Source organism: Nocardia sp. NPDC059154 (assembly GCF_042755705.1).
GTDB lineage: Bacteria > Actinomycetota > Actinomycetes > Mycobacteriales > Mycobacteriaceae > Nocardia.
In genome coordinates this window covers 12,367-32,150 of sequence record NZ_JBHZCS010000055.1, presented here as the reverse complement: position 1 = coordinate 32,150, position 19,784 = coordinate 12,367, and the positions used below count along the sequence as shown (strand labels likewise).

The 19,784-nt window shown below is 63.7% G+C and carries 17 protein-coding genes and 4 pseudogenes; 13 read left to right on the top strand and 8 right to left on the bottom strand.

The features are described 5' to 3' along the window. The first annotated feature begins 93 nt into the window (after window positions 1-93). The 3 genes from ACFXN1_RS36260 (at window position 94) to ACFXN1_RS36250 (ending at window position 1,622) form a co-directional block, all read left to right on the top strand. Complete coding sequence (locus ACFXN1_RS36260) at window positions 94-216, top strand: hypothetical protein (RefSeq protein WP_379445132.1); 123 nt, start codon at window positions 94-96, stop codon at window positions 214-216. A gap of 150 nt (window positions 217-366) precedes the next feature. Next, a complete protein-coding gene (locus tag ACFXN1_RS36255; protein ID WP_379445131.1) occupies window positions 367-747 on the top strand; it encodes a transposase in 381 nt (126 codons plus the stop codon). Between the two features lie 257 nt (window positions 748-1,004). Beyond that, window positions 1,005-1,622 (top strand): CRISPR-associated endonuclease Cas3'', encoded by a 618-nt coding sequence (locus ACFXN1_RS36250; protein ID WP_379445130.1) that lies wholly within the window; start codon window positions 1,005-1,007, stop codon window positions 1,620-1,622. Window positions 1,623-1,934: 312 nt separating this feature from the next. On the opposite strand, the pseudogene ACFXN1_RS36245 reads toward ACFXN1_RS36250, so the two are convergent. The 3 genes and pseudogenes from ACFXN1_RS36245 to ACFXN1_RS36235 all read right to left on the bottom strand — a co-directional run. After that, a pseudogene (locus tag ACFXN1_RS36245) lies at window positions 1,935-2,149 on the bottom strand (ISL3 family transposase); the annotation flags it as partial. A 228-nt stretch (window positions 2,150-2,377) separates the two neighbouring features. Continuing rightward, window positions 2,378-2,665: a hypothetical protein gene (locus ACFXN1_RS36240; RefSeq protein WP_379444885.1), complete on the bottom strand. Its 288-nt coding sequence runs from the start codon at window positions 2,663-2,665 to the stop codon at window positions 2,378-2,380. A 37-nt stretch (window positions 2,666-2,702) separates the two neighbouring features. Next, window positions 2,703-2,828, bottom strand: a complete 126-nt coding sequence (locus ACFXN1_RS36235) for a LysR family transcriptional regulator (protein WP_379444883.1) — start codon at window positions 2,826-2,828, stop codon at window positions 2,703-2,705. Between the two features lie 91 nt (window positions 2,829-2,919). On the opposite strand from ACFXN1_RS36235, the pseudogene ACFXN1_RS36230 reads away from it, so the two are divergent. The 8 genes and pseudogenes from ACFXN1_RS36230 to ACFXN1_RS36195 all read left to right on the top strand — a co-directional run bounded on the left by ACFXN1_RS36230 (window position 2,920) and on the right by ACFXN1_RS36195 (window position 10,553). Beyond that, window positions 2,920-4,084, top strand: a pseudogene (locus ACFXN1_RS36230) (acyl-CoA dehydrogenase family protein). Then, window positions 4,081-5,280 carry a CaiB/BaiF CoA transferase family protein gene (locus ACFXN1_RS36225; protein ID WP_379444882.1) on the top strand — a complete coding sequence of 400 codons (1,200 nt, stop codon included), beginning with the start codon at window positions 4,081-4,083 and terminating at the stop codon, window positions 5,278-5,280. Before ACFXN1_RS36230 ends, ACFXN1_RS36225 begins: the two are co-directional and overlap by 4 nt. 43 nt (window positions 5,281-5,323) lie before the next feature. Next, window positions 5,324-6,052, top strand: a complete 729-nt coding sequence (gene fabG / locus ACFXN1_RS36220) for a 3-oxoacyl-ACP reductase FabG (RefSeq protein ID WP_379444881.1) — start codon at window positions 5,324-5,326, stop codon at window positions 6,050-6,052. Between the two features lie 27 nt (window positions 6,053-6,079). After that, the gene (locus ACFXN1_RS36215) at window positions 6,080-6,553 is read left to right on the top strand and encodes a MaoC family dehydratase (RefSeq protein ID WP_379444879.1); all 474 of its coding nucleotides are present in this window, start codon (window positions 6,080-6,082) and stop codon (window positions 6,551-6,553) included. A 40-nt stretch (window positions 6,554-6,593) separates the two neighbouring features. After that, on the top strand, window positions 6,594-7,817 hold the full coding sequence (locus ACFXN1_RS36210) for an acetyl-CoA C-acetyltransferase (protein WP_379444878.1): 1,224 nt from the start codon (window positions 6,594-6,596) through the stop codon (window positions 7,815-7,817). A gap of 300 nt (window positions 7,818-8,117) precedes the next feature. Then, window positions 8,118-8,384 (top strand): hypothetical protein, encoded by a 267-nt coding sequence (locus ACFXN1_RS36205; RefSeq protein ID WP_379444875.1) that lies wholly within the window; start codon window positions 8,118-8,120, stop codon window positions 8,382-8,384. Between the two features lie 613 nt (window positions 8,385-8,997). Continuing rightward, window positions 8,998-9,135: a hypothetical protein gene (locus tag ACFXN1_RS36200; RefSeq protein WP_379444874.1), complete on the top strand. Its 138-nt coding sequence runs from the start codon at window positions 8,998-9,000 to the stop codon at window positions 9,133-9,135. After that, window positions 9,126-10,553, top strand: a complete 1,428-nt coding sequence (locus ACFXN1_RS36195) for an MFS transporter (protein ID WP_379444873.1) — start codon at window positions 9,126-9,128, stop codon at window positions 10,551-10,553. The genes ACFXN1_RS36200 and ACFXN1_RS36195 overlap by 10 nt, the downstream gene beginning before the upstream one ends. Window positions 10,554-10,799: 246 nt before the next feature. Here the strand turns inward: ACFXN1_RS36195 and ACFXN1_RS36190 are convergent, their stop codons facing one another. Beyond that, window positions 10,800-11,075, bottom strand: coding sequence for a hypothetical protein (locus ACFXN1_RS36190; protein WP_379444871.1), 276 nt, complete (start codon window positions 11,073-11,075; stop codon window positions 10,800-10,802). Between the two features lie 588 nt (window positions 11,076-11,663). Here ACFXN1_RS36190 and ACFXN1_RS36185 point away from each other — a divergent pair. Further along, window positions 11,664-14,930, top strand: a complete 3,267-nt coding sequence (locus ACFXN1_RS36185; protein ID WP_379444870.1) for a protein kinase — start codon at window positions 11,664-11,666, stop codon at window positions 14,928-14,930. Between the two features lie 308 nt (window positions 14,931-15,238). Here ACFXN1_RS36185 and ACFXN1_RS36180 read toward each other — a convergent pair. The 4 genes and pseudogenes from ACFXN1_RS36180 to ACFXN1_RS36165 form a co-directional block, all read right to left on the bottom strand. After that, window positions 15,239-16,168 (bottom strand): annotated as a pseudogene (locus ACFXN1_RS36180) (NtaA/DmoA family FMN-dependent monooxygenase); the annotation flags it as partial. Between the two features lie 302 nt (window positions 16,169-16,470). Beyond that, window positions 16,471-17,001 (bottom strand): hypothetical protein, encoded by a 531-nt coding sequence (locus ACFXN1_RS36175; RefSeq protein WP_379444869.1) that lies wholly within the window; start codon window positions 16,999-17,001, stop codon window positions 16,471-16,473. A 59-nt stretch (window positions 17,002-17,060) separates the two neighbouring features. Continuing rightward, entirely contained in the window at window positions 17,061-17,216 is a 156-nt protein-coding gene (locus ACFXN1_RS36170; protein ID WP_379444867.1) for a hypothetical protein, read from the bottom strand. 762 nt (window positions 17,217-17,978) lie between these two features. Continuing rightward, window positions 17,979-18,148: pseudogene (locus tag ACFXN1_RS36165) on the bottom strand (3-hydroxyacyl-CoA dehydrogenase NAD-binding domain-containing protein); the annotation flags it as partial. Window positions 18,149-18,380: 232 nt separating this feature from the next. On the opposite strand from ACFXN1_RS36165, the gene ACFXN1_RS36160 reads away from it, so the two are divergent. Continuing rightward, the gene (locus ACFXN1_RS36160; protein WP_379444866.1) at window positions 18,381-19,559 is read left to right on the top strand and encodes a M24 family metallopeptidase; all 1,179 of its coding nucleotides are present in this window, start codon (window positions 18,381-18,383) and stop codon (window positions 19,557-19,559) included. Window positions 19,560-19,784: the final 225 nt, after the last annotated feature.

The following is a 19,784-nucleotide window of genomic DNA, read 5'->3' as shown; positions in this document are numbered from 1 at the left end:
GGGAACAGTGGCGCACCGTCGCTCGAGGCGGCAGAGACGACTCTGCGGGTCCGCGAAACCCACATGTCGATCGACGATTGCCTTGAGTACAGTGTGGCCTACCATCTCGCCTATCACCGCACTCCCGTCTACGTCAGCCCCGGAGACCACTTCTCGATACTGTCGGGGGCGGGCCTGGCCGCACTGTGCGATGTCCTCGACCGGCAGAGCGAGTGAGCATGTACAGCGGATGCGGCATCGCACCGACTCGACATCAAGCCCCTGTATTTCCACCACAGTCGGGCCGCGTGTTCATTCCTGGCAGCGGCTATCGCCCTCCGCTCCAGCCACTTTCGGATTCACCACTGATCAACGTCGATCGCGCCGTTGTTACACTCCCACCACCGTTCCCCAAAATTCCGCGTTTCGACATCCCGCGTTGAGGAGCTGGTCACCCGTATGAACATCCGCTCCGAAGGCCGCGTGGGCCGTAACTTTGCCAACAACCGCCTGGTGGTCGAAGGCATGCTGTGTCGGCTGCGCACCAGTTTGCCGTGGCGGGACCTGCCCGCGCACTTCGGGCCGTGGCAGACGGTGTGGAAACGCCACCGTCGCTACGCCGCTGACGGCACCTGGGACCGGGTGCCGACCGCGTTGGTGGCGTTGGCCGATACCACTGGTGATCTGGACTGGGTGGTCTGGATCGATTCGACGATCGTGCGGGTACACCAGCACGCCGCCGGCGCGGTCGCCGACTCGGTGACCTGATGACCAGGCGTGCGGCGATGTCGCGCAGGCTGTGGTTCTGCTGGCGCAGGGGGTGCAGGGCCATGGACAGCATGGCGTCGTCGGCGACGGTGGCGCCGCCGATGGCCGTCGGCCCCACGCATGCGGGGATGGTCCGAGTTCGTCGAGTCGGCCGGGGCGGGTTATCGAGTCGGCCCCGCGCATGCGGGGGTGGGTTCGTCGGCCCGCGGGACGGTGTTCCAGGTTTCGTGTCGGTAGGTGTGTCTATGGTGTCGGCTATGACCACTGGAGGGGTTGCCGGGGTGGATTGCTGGGCGTATTTGCCTGAGCAGGAGAGGGTGTGGCTGTCGGCGTTGTGGGGTAAGTCAGCTGGTCGTGCGGGTGGCACGGTGAACTTGCTGCTGTCGCACATGCTGGATACCGCGGCTGTTGCTGCGTTGATCTGGGACGAGTATCTGGCCGAGTCCGTTCGGTGGCAGGTTTCCGAGGCGGCCGGTAGTGGGGAGGCTGGGCGTCGGTTGTTCGTGTGGCTGTGCGGTGTTCATGATCTGGGCAAGGCGACTCCAGCATTTCAATGCGTGGATGCCGAGGGTGCCGCTCCGGTCAGGGCAGTCGGGCTGGTGTGGGACGAGGCTCTGGTCAAAGTCCATCGCTGGCGGCATGAACACGCGGGTGCGAAGGTGCTCGAGGAGTTCCTCAAACGGGCGGGATGGTCTGCTGCGCAGCGGGTTTCCCGCTGCACCGGCCGGGTAAATCCGCCCCCTCGCGGTCCGGTCCGTGAATCTCGCTTGTCATCGCTCCTGGCGACCGACGCCCGCGTCCGCGCGGCCGTCGAGGTCCTCACCGCGGGCCGCACCACCATCGTCGTGGGCACGGCGCCACGCAGCGTCATTTGAACCGGACCAGCACGTCCCTGGGCGGAACGGTGAACCGGCCTCCCTCGACTGTGCACGCACGGTCGGATCTGGCCGGGGTCGCACTCACTGCCACCGACCGGGCGCGCCTGGCGCATCTCGATGTCACACCGACCCGCGTGGGCCGTCCCCGAGCCGTCGTCGTGTCACCGGCCGCGGCGCTGATCACGCACGACGATGACGTCCGTATGGGGGTGCGGCGCGCAAATGCCAAAGCAGCCAATACGTTGCGCGCCTACCGCAGTTCGTGGCGGCGGTACTGCCGTTGGTGCGCTGGACGTGGGGTGTCGCCGGTGCCCGCCGGGTTCTCAGGTGATCCTGGAAGGGGTCGACCAGGCAAGCGCGATATTGCGGCGGCGCAGCCGATCCGGTTGCGGAACTCGGGCATAGCGTTTGACGGTATTGAGCGCCAGACCGAGCTGCCGCGAGCAGTTCAGACCACGCCGAAGCAGTGCGCGTCCTAGTGGTGATGTGAGGTGGCCCCCTGTGCGGGTGGGGAAGGCAGTTGCGGATCGCGGTATGGCGGCCGGCCGGACCGGAAGCGCCGCGAGCAGCCGTATGCCGGCGCGGTGCCGAAGCCGGTGAGCTCCTCGGCAACCTGGGCGGCGGGGGAGCGGGTCAGCGGGCAGCGGACAGCACGGCGCGGCCGGTGACCACCTCACCCATGCGCCAACGCAGACAACAGTTTCCGCAGAACCGTTGAGGGGTGGCATCGCGCAGCGGTGCCACCCCTCAACTCAGTTCGACGCGGGGCCTGGGTCGGTGTCATCGTGCAGCAAACTCGTCATCGCGGCCTGAGCGAAGTTGTGACTGGACAGTTCGGGCTGGATACCCGGTCGTTGAGACCGTATGACTTGGGCGAGTCTGCTGACGAGCTGGTGGGTCGAGACACCGGCGAAGGCGATTCGCACCAATCCGATCTCACCATCGCTCGCCGAACGTACCGCCGCCTCGAGCCGGCGGATGGCTTCGAGGACTTCCCGAGCCGGGCTGACGAGCGCCTCGCGACTCGCGGTCAGTTTCACCGAGCGGGTGTTTCGCTCGAAGAGTCGGGCTCTGAGTTCATGCTCGAGCTGATTTGATCGTCCGGCTGAGCAGAGGTTGTGCGATATGCAGCTTCTCGGCGGCGCGCCCGAAATGTAGTTCCTCGGCAACCGCCAGGAACGATTGCAGCTGCTCCATATTCATGCCCCGGACCTCCATTGATGAGCAAGTTGATATCAATCGTACGCAGTTTAGGTATTGGACTGATCGCAATATGTCGGGCGATAGTAATCGCATGCACGCCGCTCCCGAAGTACCTGATGACGTCTTAGCTGAAATGCTCGGCCAGACACGCGAATTCGTGCGCGAAGTGGTGATGCCGCGCGAGCAGGAGATCGCCGACAGCGACTCGATCCCCGACGACATTCGCACCAGGCCCAAGGACATGGGCCTGTTCGGATACGCGATCCCGCAGCAGTGGGGCGGGCTGGGACTCGTTCTCAGTTAGGACGTCGAGTTGGCCACGGAACTCGGGTATACCGCGCTGGCGCTGCGATCGATGTTCGGCACCAACAACGGCATCGCAGGCCAGGTCATAGTCGGATTCGGCACCGACGAGCAGAAGGCCCGGTGGTTGGACCCGATCGCCTCCGGCCAGATCGTGGCCTCCTTCGCGCTGACAGAGCCGAGTACGGGATCCAACCCAGCAGGACTCACCACCAAGGCGGTGCGTGAGGGAAACGGCTGGCGCATCAGCGGTCAGAAGCGCATCACCAACGCGCCGCTGGCGGATCTGTCCGTGGTCTTCGCGCGCACCCACTCCGCGGACGCCGACGGCACGGGTGTCGCTCAGTCCCTCGTACCCGCCGACGGGCCGGAAGTGTCGGTCGGAACCAAGGACCGAAAGATGGGACAGAAGGGTTCCTGGACGGCGGACGTCCACTTCAACGACGTTCGCGTGCCCGCGTCCGCGCTGTTCGGCGGCAATGAGGACGTCGGCTACCGGGCGGCCATGACCTCCTTGGCCCGAGGCCGCGTGCACATCGCGGCCCTGGCCGTCGGCCAGGCCCAGCGCGCACTGGACGAGTCGATCGCCTTCGCCGCCACCATGACACAGGGCGGCATACCGATCGGGAACTTCCAACTCAACCAAGCGATGCTGGCAGATCAGCAGACCGGGGTGATGGCGGACCGCGCGTTGGTGCGCGACGTCGCCAGGAAGTGGGTATCGGGCGAGGACCGGCGCATCGCACCGTCGGTCGCCAAGCTGTACTGCACCGAGATGGCCGCGAAGGTCGCGGATCTGGCGGTACAGGTGCACGGCGGCAGCGGCTATGTGCGTGAGTGCGCCGTCGAACGGATCTACCGGGACATACGGCTACTGCGGCTGTACGAGGGCACCAGCGAGATCCAGCGCTTGATCATCGGTTGGCGGACTGATGAGGAACGCGGCGCGATGAGCCATCCACTCGACGATGTCACCGGGGTCGCCCTCGATCAGGCTGTCGCCGCGCCCCTCGCCACCCGCGGGCTCGCGGATCTCGGCACGCGAGTCATCGAGGTGGAGCGGGTGGATGGCGGCAACCTCGCGCGCGGCGACGACCATGTCGTCTACGGCATCGGAGCGCATTTCGTATGGCTCAATCGTGGGAAGGAATCGCTGCCCGTCGAGATCAAGAACGACAACGGCCGCGCTGTCGTATGTCGTCTCGATGACCGGGCCGAGGTCTTCCTTCAGAACCTCGCGCCGGGAGCGGCCGAGCGCCTCAGATTCGGAGCCGCGGAACTGCGGCCGAAGCGGCCCGAACTGATCGTGGTCAACCTCTTCGGATACGGCAGCGGTGGCCCGCTCGAACATCGCAAGGCCTACGACAAGCTGGTCCCGGCCGAGGCAGGGCTGACCTCGATCACGGGCACCCCGGAGACCTCGGTCACGACTGGCATCCCGACCGCGGACATCGCTTCGGAAATGTACTGCGCGCAAGCGATTCTGGCGGCACTGCTGCGCCGATCGCGCACCGGCGAGGGCTCCACCATCGAGGTTTCCATGCTCGAGGCCACCGTGAAATCGCTGGGGCATGCCCTTTACACGCAGCTGCACACCGGCAGTCCGCCGCCTCGAATGGGGTTGAGCCACAGCTCGACCGCCCCATACGACGCGTTTCCGACCCGTGATGGCGAGGTACTGACCGGGGTGCAGAGCGACTCGGGTCGGCGCGCCCTGGTGACCGAGGCGGCCGGCGCTCCGGAATTGGCCGAGGACCCTCGATTCGCCACCGATGTGCAACGGATCCGGCGCCGATCGGAGTGCGACGCCTTGGTCGCCGCGCGAACGATCTACTGGTCCACGGCCGCACTCGACGTCGAGCTCGCCGCTGCCGGAATCCCAGTGGCGCAGGTCAAGGAATCGACAAGGTTGCCGAACACGCGCAACTGCGCGTGCGTGATCGATGGCGGATCCTGGGCACCGAGTATGCCGACATCGAAGACTTGCTTTCCCCCTCATCACTTTCGCGGATCTCGAAGCGTCCATGGGAGACCTACCGGAGCTCGGTCGGCACGCTCTCGCGCTGCTGCTCGAATCCGGTATGGACACTGCCGCAGCAGAACCTCTCATAGTGGCCGACCATGCGCTTCAGGCCCACGAATCCGATAGACCCGATGACGTCTCCGCGTAACCCGACGAAAAGAGAATACACATGCTGACCGGACGTACCGCCGTGATCACCGGAGGCGCGCAGGGCATAGGACTGGCCATCGCGCGCACCTTCGCCGCCAACGGCGCCAAGGTGGTGCTGGGAGACCTCGACGAATCAGCGGCCGTGCGGGCCGCTGCGACCCTGGAAACCGACGCGCTAGGCGTGCACTGTGATGTCACGTCCTCCACCGACGTCACCCGCCTGCTCGCCACTGCGACCGACCGGTGCGGGGGGCTCGATATCATGGTGAACAACGCTGGCGTCACCCGCGACGCGACGATGCGCAAGATGACCGAAACGCAGTTCGACGAGGTGATCGACGTTCATCTGCGAGGATGCTGGAACGGCACCCGTCTCGCTGCCGGAATCATGCGCGAGAACGGGGGCGGTTCGATCATCAACCTGTCATCGATCTCGGGGAAGGTCGGCTTCGTCGGCCAGACGAATTACTCCGCGGCGAAAGCCGGCATCGTCGGCTTGTCCAAGGCGGCGGCGAAGGAAGTCGCCCATCTCGGCGTGCGTATCAACGTTATTCAGCCCGGCCTCATCCGAACGGCGATGACCGAGGCGATGCCGCAGAGGGTATGGGACCAGAAGATGACCGAGGTCCCCATGGGGCGCGCCGGTGAACCCGAAGAGGTCGCGTCGGTCGCTTTGTTCTACGCCTCCGATCTGTCGTCGTACATGACCGGCACTGTGGCCGAAGTGACCGGCGGACGCTACATGTAGGGGATATCCCCCGGGAAGACGACTGCAATGGAAAAGACCAAGAAGGCATTACGCGTTTTCGATTCTCTCGAATCGGTGAGGAACAGTCTTGGGGAAACTATTGGTCCCAGTCCCTGGCTGACCATCGAGCAGGATCGCATAGACCGCTTTGCGGAGGCCACCGGTGATCGGCAGTGGATCCACTGCGACCGTGAGCGCGCGGTCTCGGGACCGTACGGCACGACCATCGCGCACGGCTATCTGACGTTGTCGCTGCTGCCTTACCTCGCCGCCGGGCTCTACGAGGTGGCGGTTGGATCGGCGCGGGTGAACTACGGCAGCAACAAGGTTCGCTTCCCGTCGCCCGTCCGGGCTGGACACCGCGTCCGGGCATCGGCCACACCGGTCGAGTGCCGCAGCGTGGAGGCCGGGACCTTCCTCACTGTCCGGTTCGAGGTCGAGGTCGAAGGCAGCGACAAGCCCGCCGTGGTCGCCGAAACTGTCACCCTCATCGTCGCATGACCGGGTTCCCGACCCCTCTCGCCCGCACAAGGAGTACGACATGCCCGAAGCAGTCATCTGCGAACCTCTCCGCACACCCGTCGGTCGCTTCGGCGGCGTCCTGCGTGACATCGCCCCCGAGGATCTCGCGGCCACCGTCATCGCCGAATTGCTCTCCCGTACAGGTATTTCCGACACCGATATCGACGACGTGATTCTCGGCCAGGCGTCCCCGAGCGGCGAGGCCCCGGCGATCGGCCGCGTCGCGGCACTCAATGCCGGTCTGAGCGTGGATGTCCCGGGTCTGCAGGTCGACCGCCGTTGCGGTTCCGGGCTGCAGGCGATCATCCAAGCGGTGATGCAGGTCCAATCCGGCGGCAGCGACCTGGTCCTCGCCGGCGGTGTCGAGTCCATGAGTCAGGCCGAGTTCTACGCCACGGGAATGCGTTATGGTATCCGCGGTGACGCGGTGGCCCTCAACGACCGGCTCGCCCGTGCACGGGTGACTGCCGGCGGGCGGAATCATCCGGTGCTCGGCGGCATGATCGAGACCGCCGAGAACTTGCGGGCCGAATTCGCCATCAGCCGTGCCGATCAGGACGCACTCGCGGTCAGGTCTCATCAGCGCGCGGTCGAGGCTCAGCGGAGCGGGATTTTCGCCGAGGAGATCGTCTCGGTGACCGTTCCGCAGCGCCGCGGCGCTGCGCTGGTCGTCGACACCGACGAACACCCGCGCGCCGACACCAGCCTGTCGTCGCTGGCCGAGCTGCGGCCGATTCGTGCCGACATCGATCCCGGCTCGACCGTCACTGCTGGCAACGCCAGCGGTCAGAACGACGGTGCCGCACTCGCGGTCGTCACCACCGAGCAGAAGGCGAAGGCGCTCGGTCTGCGTCCGCTGGCCCGGCTCGTGAGCTGGGCCGTGGCCGGTGTCGCGCCGCGGACGATGGGCATCGGACCGGTGCCGGCGACCGAGAAGGCGCTGGGCCGACTGGGGCTGGGACTGGCAGACATCGATGTCATCGAACTCAACGAGGCCTTCGCCGCTCAGGCTCTCGCCGTGACTCGCACCTGGGGTCTGGATCCCGACGACCCGCGCCTGAACCCGAACGGCTCGGGCATCTCGCTCGGTCACCCGGTCGGTGCGACCGGCGCCCGCATCCTCGCGACACTATTGCGTGAACTCGACCGCAGACAGGCACGCTTCGGCTTGGAGACGATGTGCATCGGCGGCGGCCAGGGCCTGGCCGCCATCTTCGAAAACTATGCGGTCGGTTCGAACTGAGAGTCCTTGCGGCGTGTCAGGCCCCGCTGCGTAGGTTGAGGCGAGCGAGTGTTCGTTTGTCTGAGCATCGACATGGTGAGCGCGACAACTGCCAGGTGCTCGAACACCTCGATGTGCCAGTGCGCGTTCATTTCGGACCCGGTCGGGCCGTGATCCTGCGACATCTGCAGAATCTCGATCCCGCGGACGTGGAACCGGCTAAAGGCCCTCGTGCGGTGCGCGTCGTCCTCGGGCGCACCGCCGGTCATCACTTTGACCGCCGCGGACTCACCCGATCACCCGCGCGCACTTGTCTGTCAGATGGCGACGAAGGTCCGGTTGGCGGCCCTGCGCGAGATACCCGAACACATCCCCGCGTTCGTCGGCCTGATCCGGGCAGGTGTGGACCGGCCCGAACGAACCACGAGATTCTTGTCGGGAGCCCAGCAGCTGCTGATGCGATCGCCGTGGCTGGGCAAGGTCGCCGAGCTGCGCCGTATCGTCGAACTGCTGGTCAAGCGTATGCCAGGACGGATCATGCAAGCGGCTGGCCTGCCCGCCACCATCCGGCAGGCGGGTTCACGGTAGCGGTGGACGATGATCGAAATTGCGAGCGGGATGCCATTGCGCGGGCGCTGCAGCGGTTCGGCGACAATCGAAGCAAGGCCGCCGAGGCTCTTGCGAATGCCGTGGTGAAATTCGCCGATACCACTGCCTGCCGTCGTTTTCAGCTGCACTCGTAGCAGCGGATCTGGTTGTGTTCGCTCGCGAACGCGGACCGGCAGATGTGTTGCCCCGCCCGTCCACGACTACCTCGTCGCTTGTGAATTCATCGCGACGGCACTAAAACGGTTGTGGCTGAAGAATATTCACCGACTATCGAAGCGGCGAACGTGCACAACCCGAGCCGACACCATCGGCGGACCGGTGCACTGGCTCTGCACTTGGCGCAACTCCCCCAGATCTTGGTCTCCTGACCTGGCACAGAAGACGAGTCTCTAGACTGACCGGGGTGGCTCAGTGAGACGGTTGCTTCCGTCAACGACCAAGGCAGAGAATCGGCCCGTGGGATGGTCTTTGCTCGTCGGTCCCGCGCGGTCGGGGACCATTGCTGAGCAGCTTTCGCAGGTCGTGTAGGGCTGAGCTGATCCGCACGCTGCAGCAGCTGGACAGAACTGATAGCCGGCCCGCAACCTGATCTGTGGAGGACCTCTCCCTCACCGACGCTCGCAGCACGGTCGCGCTGGTGGCTGCGTTGCGGCAGGCCGGCGCCACCGATGAGGTCACCGCACTGGCGCGACGCGGATGCAAGCACGAGGAGCGGCAACGATGCCATTGAATACCAACCCCGGCCCCCACTACGCCGCGGAGCCACCATCGCCGGGCACAAGGCTGAGCATCTGGTCTGTCGTCGCCGTCCTGGCGGCGCTCCAGTTCGGGGCCGGCCTCATCCAAGGCTTCTATCTCCCGCTCCTGCCCGATATCGGCGCTCATCTCCATGTCGCGGCTGGCCCCTTGAACTGGTTCTTCAGTGTCGGATTGCTGGGCGCGGCAGTCTCGATACCGATTCTCTCGGCGCTCGGCGATCGCTATGGTCATCGCCGTCTGCTCAATGTAGCGGTCTGGGCGACAGCCGCGGGGTCCGCTCTGATTTGCCTGGCACCGTCGTTCCTCGTCGTTCTGCTCGGATGCGGTATACAGGCACCGATCCTGGTATGGCTCGCATTGGAGATCGCCTTGGTGCGAGACAAGCTCGCAGGAGCGCGGGCTACCACCGGGATCGGCCTTCTGGCCAGCTCTTTAAGCGCTGGCTACCTTCTCGGCAGCTTGGTCGCCGGTTCGATTCAGTCTGTACTCGGTGACATCCGGCTAACACTGGCAATACCTGTGGTGTTGACGGTCCTCTGCGGTGTTGTGACGATGTTTCTCGTTCCCGAGTCCACGACCCGAACCAATCGGCCGATCGACTGGATTGGCGCCTTGAGCGTGTCACTAGGGCTGGCTGCCATTTTGCTGACCATGCTCCAGGCCGGGCGTACCGGCTGGGCGGCGCCGCGAATCTGGATTGGCATCACGGCAGGGTCGGTGGTTTTCGTGGCGTGGGCTTGGTGGGAACTGCGCACTGACCATCCGATGGTGAACTTGCGTCTGTTCGCTAGCACAGCGATTTTGCCGGCTATGCTGCTCACGCTGTGCTATGGCGTTGTCGTCTATGGCGAGACGGTACCATTGGTGACCTTTCTATCCGCGGACCCGAAGAAGCTCGGCTACGGATTCGGGTTCTCCTCCTCGGCGATTTCCCTGTCCATCGCCGCCATCCTGGTGGCTCTGGTGGTCGGTTCGTCACTCTCTGGCCCCATATCTAACAAGATCGGGGTTCGATCTGTTTTGTCGATCGGAATCGGTGTCGCCGGAGTTTCCTACGTTAGCATGGTGTTCTTCCATAGTTCCGTATGGATGATCCTGGGAGCGGGAGCGGCACTAAACTTCGGTTGCGGACTGTTGATCGCGGGTTTGCCGATCTATATCTCGGGGGTTGTGCCCAGAGATAACGTCGCCACCGCGACGGGAACATATAGCACGTTGAAGGTGCTGGGTGCATCCGTGGCAACCGCGTCCTTCGGCACGCTGTTGTCCAGCTTCACCTCAGCCACTTCCGGCGCACCGACGATGAGCGGCTATATCGCCGTGTGGTTCACGTGTGCAGCGCCCGCGGCGGCGGCGCTTGTGATGTTGGCACTGGTGTGGCGCGCCTGACGCTGCGACTCCCGAGGGAGCATCCACCCAACCCGATATCAGCAGTTCTTGCTAAAGGGAAGAAAACGATGAGAAATCAGGGCGAGGATCGATGGGTGGGTGACTCATCTGAGGCCGAAGAATAAGACAAAGAAAAAAACATCGCAGCACGATTCAATTCCCAGGAGTTAGAGTTTAGTTCGCCGGCGGCATCGAAAGGTGACTGTATCGGTAAACGGGATAAAAAGCCAAACAAATAAGAGCAATCTAGCTGTCGCAGAAATGGCGGCCGCCCTCCAGATATTCGGGCAGCCGGCTGAGCGTCAGAAACCATCGACGATCTCTACTGGAAGCTTTGCTCACCGGAGAATCCATGAAAGATATCTTTTTACCTGTCGGCTCATGAGACGGCCAATGATCGATGCTGGTGATCTGCGTCCTGTCGAGCTCACCCATGTCCTTTTGGGCTGCATTGAGGAGCTGCACCCGCGCATCAGCGCGTTTTTGACGGTCACATTGGAACGTGCCTTGGCCGACGCTCATCCTGCAGAGGAGCGGACACGCCGCGGGCAGCGGCTCGGCCCGATTGGCCGCGTGCCGCGGGCTCGTGACTCGTGGACGGTGGTGGGCGGCGCCGCGCGGTTGTGGAGCCGGTCGAGATGTTCTCGCGTACTTGCCATGCGGTGGAGCGGTCGCCGAACACGGTGCGGGCGTATGCGCGACTGTATCAACGACAGACAGCCAACGGGCCGGAGATAACGCGCTCCATCGTCAGCTCGGCATTCTCCCGGCGCCGCCGCAGCAGCTCCTGCCGTTGTTCTGATTCGCTTCAACCGGTCACCGGCGGCGCCGTCACGAACCTGCCGATCCCGGGCCACCCAGGTTGTCAGCGTGCCTTCGTTGATGTCCAGCTCCCGGGCGACCTGCGCGATCGGGCGACGTCTCGCGCACAATCCGCACCGCTCCCTCGCGGAACTCGCTATCGAACTTGCATCTCTTCTCCGCCATCAGGCCTCTCCCCTCTATGAATCTCCACGATGAGAGGAGAATCGCATACCTCCCGATTCACACGTGCCACGATGTGGGCGGGGTATCGTCTTGTTAAGCCGAGCAGTGTGATGTGAGTGGCTAATGGTGGACTCCGATCTATTCAAGACGCAACGTGATCTTGGCACTGATGTGGTCACGGAGTTGAGTGCTGTCGGGTTGGAAAATGCCGAGGAGATCGGCAGGGGTGGTTTCGGCGTCGTATACCGCTGCATCCAGCCTGTTCTGGACCGCATGGTGGCGGTGAAGGTCCTTACCTGCGAACTCGATGAGAATCGGGAACGTTTCTTTCGTGAGCAACAAGCGATGGGCCGGCTGACCGGCCATCCGAACATCATCGGGGTGCTCGAGGTCGGCGAAACCGAGACCGGTCGGCCGTACCTGGTGATGCCGTACCACCCGCAGGGTTCGCTGGACGCGCGGATCCGCCGCGATGGCCCGCTGTCGGTGGAGGAAGTGCTCCGCCTGGGGGTGAAGATGGCGGGTGCGCTGGAAACGGCACATCGCGCGGAGGTTCTGCACCGTGACGTCAAGCCCGCGAACATTCTGCTCACCGATTACGGTGAGTCGGCGTTGACCGACTTCGGCATCGCCCGTCTGGCCGGGGGTTTCCGGACGGCAACCGGTGCGGTGACCGGTTCGCCGGCGTTCACCGCACCGGAGGTCCTTGCTGGGGATTCACCGACCCGCGGTTCTGACGTGTACGGGTTGGGCGCCACACTATTTTGTGCGCTGACCGGTCACGCGGCGTTCGAGCGCCGCAGCGGTGAACAGGTGGTAGCGCAGTTCCTGCGGATCACGACCCAGCCGGTTCCGGACCTGCGCGAGTGTGGAATCCCGGAGGACGTGTGCGCGGTGATCGAAGTGGCGATGTCGCGTGACCCGCAGGAGCGTCCCACGGCCGCGGTTTTGGGTGAGCAGTTGCAGCGGGTGCAGCGCGCGCATGGACTCGGTGTCGATCAGATGGCGCTGCGGGCCGAACCAGGAGCCGAACAGGCAACGCCCGCAACTGTGGATGAGAGCAAGATCCTAGGTCGAGCCCTCGATTCGGCGGGCGATGGCATGGGGAATCTGCCGCGGGAGCTGACCACCTTTGTGGATCGGCGCAGCGAGGTGGCGGAGGTGAAGACCCTATTGGCGGGGTCGGGTTTGGTAACCCTGACTGGAACTGGCGGCGTCGGCAAAACCAGACTAGCGCTACGGGTCGCTGACAAGGTTCGGCGGGATTTCGCGGGCGGGGTGTGGCTGGTCGAGTTGGGTGAGTTGCGCGATGCGGCGTCGCTTGTCGACGTCGTGGCCGCCACCCTCGGTCTGCGCAACCAGGTCGGCAGACCGATGCTCAAGGTGCTCATGGAATTCCTGTCCGTGCACAGATTGCTGGTACTGGACAACTGCGAGCAGATAGTGGATGCGACTGCCGAGCTGGCCCAGGCGCTGCTGCGGGCCTGCCCCCAGACACGGATTCTGGCGACCAGCCGAGAGGCGCTGGATATCGGCGGGGAATCGGTGTTTCCGGTGCCGCCGCTGAGAGTTCCGCAACAAGCCAACGAACCTACGCTGCGAGAAGTGGTCCACTACGATGCGGTGACATTGTTCGCCGAACGGGCCGCAACGGCGGTGCCCAGCTTCGCCCTGAATGAGGACAACAGGGCCGACGTTGCCCGGATCTGTGCCCGGCTGGACGGGCTGCCGTTAGCGATCGAACTGGCAGCGGCACGGCTGCGCACCATGTCTGTGCAAGAGATCCTGGCGCGTCTGGACGACCGGTATGGCCTGCTGACCCGCAGCAGTCGAGGCGCACCGACACGGCAGCAAACGCTGCGGTGGTGCATCGGCTGGAGCTTTGACCTGTGCACGCCAGCCGAACAACGGCTGTGGGGTCGGCTGTCGGTCTTCGCCGGCAGTTTCGAACTCGACGCCGCCGAGGACGTCTGCGGCAGCGAGATAACCGAGCCGGAGTTCCTCGATAGGTTGTCCGCGCTGGTCGATAAGTCGGTCCTAATCCGCGAGGAAGCCAGAGGCGTAGTCCGATTCCGATTCCTGGAGACCGTGCAGGAATACGGCATGCAGAAGCTCACCGAGGCCGGCGAGGATGCGGAACTGTGCCGACGCCACCGGGACTGGTACGAGCAGTTGGCGCTTGAGGCGGAGGCAGACTGGGTCAGTCCACGCCAGCTCGAATGGATCGCCCGAATCACCCGTGAGCTACCGAATCTGCGCAAGGCACTGGAGTTCAGCCGATCGGAGGTCGCCGAGGCCGGGCTACGAACCACCGCTGCACTACATTTCTTCTGGATCTCGGGCGGGCGGTTCGGCGAGGCGCGCCGATGGTGTGACCGCATGCTTGCCAGCGCATTCGACGCGCCGGCAGTCGACCGAGCCAAGGCTCTCACCACGAACAGCGTGCTCACCGCGCATCTGGGTGACCTTCCGGCCGCAATGGAGTGCACGGCCGAGCTTCGCGCCCTGGCCGAGCAGACGGCCGATCCCGCTATTGCTGCTTTGCTCGCCTTCACCGACGGGTACACCGCTCTCTGCAATGGCGATCTCGCTCGCGCGAGCGCCCGATTGAACGATGCCGTCGAAGCATTCACTGCCCGCGGTGAGGTGATAATCCGAATGAGGGCACTTGTTTCGCTCGGCTGGGCTTTCGTGCTACAGGGGGACATGCCCGGTGCTATCGGCTGCCTTGAGAAAGTGCTGACTGTCTCGGATTCTTTCGGCGAGACCTACTTCCGCTCGCTGGCACTGCGGCCCATGGCGTTCGCCGTCTGGCGGGAGGGTGAGCGCGAGCGGGCGGTGCAGCTGTTGGAGGAGGCTCTTCGGTTGGCGCGACGGGTGGACAATCCGCTTGTCGCCGCGGTCGGTTTGGAAATACTGGCGTGGATCATGGCCGAGAAGAATGATGCCCGGCGCGCGGCGACGTTGCTGGGCGCCGCCCACGGACTCGGTCACGCAATCGGCTCCTCTAGCATCGTGTATCCCCAGTTTCTTACCTACCATCAGCAATGCGAGCGGCGCATCCGCGACCTACTCGGCAGGCGATACGATTCCGCTTACCGCGAGGGTGGCGCGATGAGTTTCGAGGCGGCGGTCGACTTCGCGCTGGGTGAGCAGCATCAAGCCGTGGCAGCAGCCGAAGGTGTATCGGCGGGTTTGACCAAGCGTGAGCGCGAAGTCGCCGACCTCGTCGCTGAGGGGTTGACCAACAAGGCGATCGCCGCCCGGCTGGTGATCTCACAGCGCACAGCGCAAGGACATGTCGAGCACATCCTCACCAAACTGGGATTCACCTCGCGGACGCAGATTGCGGCCTGGTCCGCAGAGCAATCCCACCACAAGCCAGAATAAGCGCGTTGAGAGCCGCGATCACAACCTGTCAAGACGGCCGACCAGGTGCGGGACAAGGCGCCCGCCGCCCAACCAGTGTTCGGTCAAGGTCCCCTTCTGTCGGTGTGATCTGCGGTTTCGGCAGGGTCGAAAGGGACTAGTACTGGTAGTGGCCTCAAAGGGCTTCGGGTGGTTGTGCTCGCGGCACGGTGGACCGAAGCGCTGCCGACATGGCCCCCGATAGCGAAGAGCTGATCTGCACCCGCCGAAAATGCACACCGTTCGAGCCGAATGATTTCGGGTGTGGCTGGAACCAACTCCGCTTGCCCTCAGCTGGTGAATGCACCGCGGTACGCGGCGGCGGGGTGGCTGTCCGGGAGGATGTCCGAGCCTGTGAGCTTGTGACGCACAGTGCCCTCTGCATACTCGCGTTGCGCGAGTCCACGGTCCTGCAGGACAGGGATGACATGGTCGATGAACTCGACATAGCTCGCAGGAATGGTGGCGTTGACGACGTTGATTCCGCCTACCCCAGCGTGGCGCCACTGCTCGAGGTGGTCGGCGATCTGTTCGGGGGCGCCCACGACTCGGCCGTTGCGGCTGCGCAGCTGGGCGAGGTCACGCACGGTCGGCTCTCTGCCGGGCACCGCTTCACGAAGCCACTTCAGTATGCTCCGAGAGCCTTCGGTCTCGACAGTGCCGATGGGGGTGTCGAGGTCGTAGTGCCCTAGGTGGATCCCAATGCCGCCGGCGGAGTGCGCGACGATGGTATCGAGGTCGATGTACTCATCGAGTTCGGCCGCCTTGCGGTGGGCTTCTTCCTCGGTAGACCCGATGACAAAGGAAAAACCCTGGAAGAACTGCAGGTCGTTTGCTTTTCTTCCACTTTCGACGACCAGCGCCCGAGTGTCTTCGATCAGGCGCTTCGCAACGGACGGATTCGGCGACATGATGAACTGGGCTTCTGCATTCCGCGCGGCGAATCGTCTACCGGCGGGGGAGGATCCGGCCTGGAAGAGCACCGGAGTGCGCTGCGGGGACGGGGCCACCAGATGCGGACCCTCGACGCGGTAGCGGTCACCGTCGTGATTGATCTTGTGGACCTTGGAGAAGTCGCCGTGCAGACCCGATGCCTTATCTTGGATCAGCGCACCGTCGTCCCATGACCCTTCCCACAACTTGTAGGCCACCTGGACGTCCTCGTCGGCCCAGGCGTACCGGTCGTCATGCGCCGTCAGACCGTCGAAGCCGAAGTTTTTCCGGTGCCGTGGACAAGCTCAGAGCAGCTGGATTCGGCAGGCTCCGGGTACGGGCAGCAGCGTCTGACCGGTAACTACCACACGACGCCCGTTTACGTCGGAAACTCCGGTGCAGGCCAGGAGCGCGTTCGTGCCGATGTTGGCTGATGAGCGCGGAATCTGTTCAGGGTACCAGCTCCGATTGGTCTGTCCTCGTGTGAGCTGCGGGACCTGATCACCACGATCGGTGAGGGAGCCGCAGAGCGGGCACGCCTGGGCCTGAGCCCGGAGGAGCCGATCGCGCTCATCCGGAAGGCTGGCGCTCATCCGGAACGCTGGTCTGGGTGCGGTGACACTGACAGCAGGTGATGGCGGATCCCGGTGCGTCGATGCGCGAGCTCCTTTCTCTGGTGATCGACCCTTGCCGAAGCGGATCCCAATGTCGCCCACATCCTTGCTCGTAGCCGTTGATGCCGGCCCGGCCCGATCCGGCGCTTCTTCCGAACCCGGGCCGGACGTTTCAACCCTTCCTCACGCCAGAGACGGTGCGTGCGTTTGCGATTGATCACCAATCCCTTGACACGGCACAGCGCGTGCGCCTTGCGCCACCCCCACCGCGGATGCATTCGTGAGATCGCCCGCAAACGTTGCCGCAGCACCCGCTCGATCTCATCGATCGCCGGTGGTCGCTGTTGCACCGAGCGTGACTGCCCAGCCCCCCGGCCGGCTCGGCGTTCGGACACCCCGAATCGATCCCGCAGCACCACAACGGCCCTGCGGCGCCGATCCGGGCTCAGAAGTTTCCAGGACAGTTCCTTGAGCATGTCGATGTCCAGGGCCTGCTCGGCGACCATCTTCTTCAACCTGGTGTTCTCTTTCTCCAGCTCCTTGGGCCGTATGGCGTCATCGGATTTCATGCCGCCGTACTGTTCTGCCGGCGATGCCAGGTCGCCTCGGCGATCTCGAGGTGCTTGCACACATCCTCAACGGAGGAATTCTGTCCGAGCAGCTTCTCGCCGTCACGCAGCTTGCCGATGATCTGCTCGGGCGTGTGCCGACGTCGTGCCATGGTGTGATCGTCTCCTCCCGCACCCATTGTGGCGCAAAGGAACTCCCACAACCGCTGGACCCGTTCCGAGGGCTCCAGTCACGGCCGCTGGTGCAGACGCATTACATTTGGCCAACAGCACCATTCGCGTATCCGCGCAATGCGGGTCCTGCCGCCGGCCGGACCGTTCTGGGGCCGGCGGTCAGGTCTAGAGCGATGGATTTCGCTGTCAACGGCGCACTGTCTACATTCGCCGCCGCCGGTTGCGGTCGTAGTCTCCGCCATCGTGGCAAGGGAAGTCGGGCGAGGATGTTCACCCGTGGCGGCGACGTGGTTCGCATGCGGCAACCGACACGGTGGGCACGGTATATGTGTACGTGTTGGTGAAAGGCCACTTCTTTTGATATCGATCGTGCGCGAGTGTGTACCCGTCGGCACCGCTGTCTCTTCGCACCCGGATGGGTCGTTGAGATCAAGATGCTGAATGACTTTGCACCAGCGGACAACTCTGCGCTGCGCGAGAGGGTCTGGGCGCCGCCCAACCCGCCGGGGAAGACCCGCCCACCTGCCTGGATTTCATCAAATTCTTGCGAGACGACGAAGATCTCGGCGAAGAGGGCTTGACGACGCGATCTTTCAGATCAAAGCACTCTCCACTGTGCTGGAGCACACCGGATTCCTCGTCCGCGATCCCGCTGCATTGTCCGGATATCCCCGTTATCACACCGTTGTTCACGCGGGCGGCGCAACTGCCCAAGCGAAGGGCCGTTTGTGGCTGGCGAAGGAGTCGATGGTGCGTTTACCCAGCACGTCGCGGGCATAGCGGTGACCTTGTCGACAGCCTCGCGATCGGTGTGCAGCGTTGCGACGATCTCGACCAACGGCAGCACCGGCACCGGGTTGAAGAAGTGGACACCGACCACGCGGCAGGGATTGGCCGTGATGTTGGCCAGGTGGGGCTGCTGTACAGCAAGTGCACACTTCCGCACCTGGCCCGGTACCAATGCAGAACTGTTGGGTGCAGTACTGGTAATGGACGCTGAGGAAACCGGTACTTAGTGTGGTGCCACACGCGGCGTCCGGGTGTCATGTCGCAACCAGGGCTAGAGAGACACATAGCACCACCAGCTACTCGCGTGATTGAGCTGAACAAACCACTTCAACGACCTACAAAGGGAAGCCAGCATGTCGATAACCATTCCCTCTTGGCCAAGCGAGCTTGAGATCGACGCGCGAATTGATCGCCTGAAGGCGAACATGGCGCAGGCGAAGATTGATGCACTGCTTTTCACCTCTCAGGAGAACGTTGAGTATTTTACGGGATTCAGGACACTTTTCTGGGTGTCGAAGTCGCGTCCGATGCTCGCGGTTGCCCGTCGCGATACGCCTGGGATTTCGCTCGTCATGAGTGGAATTGAACGCCACAACGAGTACTACGGTCGCAACGCCAATGTTCATGCAGTCTTCTATGATGGGTTTGTCAATGTAGCCATGGAAAGCGCGGCAGCCTGTCTCGAGGGCCTCCCGAGCGGCTCCGTTATCGGCTTCGACTACGGCCAAGACATGTTCGGACGCGGCTCGATCGTCTTGATTGATATTCTTCGGAGTGAACCCAATAACTTCCGTCTTGCAGAAGCCGCCGATCTAATCTGGAACCAGCGCCTCGTTAAGACCGAGCGTGAAATCGAGGCGAAGCGGACCGTTTGCAAGATCGCCACCGATGCCTATTTCGCGGGCTTGGGCGACCTTCGCCTCGGAATCACTGAGTACGAGTACGGTCAGCTCCTTAAGCAGCGCCTCATTGGTCTCGGTGCCGATTCGGTTGACTGGCTTCCGGTCCGCTTTCAGCGAGAAGTCAAGAGTCCAACCCAGCCGAATAATGGAACCAAGCTGGAGGTGGACGATTTCATCTGGGTTGACATCGGCGCCCGCCGCGCCGACTCGATCAGCGATCTGAACCGCGTTACCAAGGTAGGTAAGGCTACCGCCGAACAGGAGCGGTTGTATCAGTTCGTTCGAGAGGTAACTCTCCGCGTGGCCGAAGGGATTCGTCCTGGAATGACCGGTGGTGACGTTTTCTCAATGTTCCACGATATCTGGACTGCACGGAATATTGCACCTTCTGGATTGACGCCCGGCGCGGGCCGCGTCGGACATGCCTCGGGTGTTGACGGTACCGAGCCCCCTTCGTTGGCGCCGGGGTCTACGGAAACTATTCTGGAGGACATGATCCTCCATGTAGAGCCCAAACTCGTGGCTGCCGGTGGCGTTTTCGAGATGGAGGAAGTGATTAGAGTCCGGTCGGACGGCGTGGAATTCTTGAGCGAAGTGTCGCCCGAGAAGCTGCCCGTTTTGGAACTCTGACAGGTTGCGCGGACAGGCCTGATACCTAGGCTTTTCCGCGGCCAGGTCGCGCAACGTTCAGGGTGGCGAGCCGAGCGTGCCCTCCAGGCGCTTCAATCGATAGCCATTTCAGGGCGAATTCGGCTTGTCAGTTGGGTCCGAATTTTCCGCTCTTTCGGGCGCGCCGGGGTTGAAACTCTCACGGGACCCGCCAGATGTCGCTGGAGCTTTGGCGTACCTGCCGTT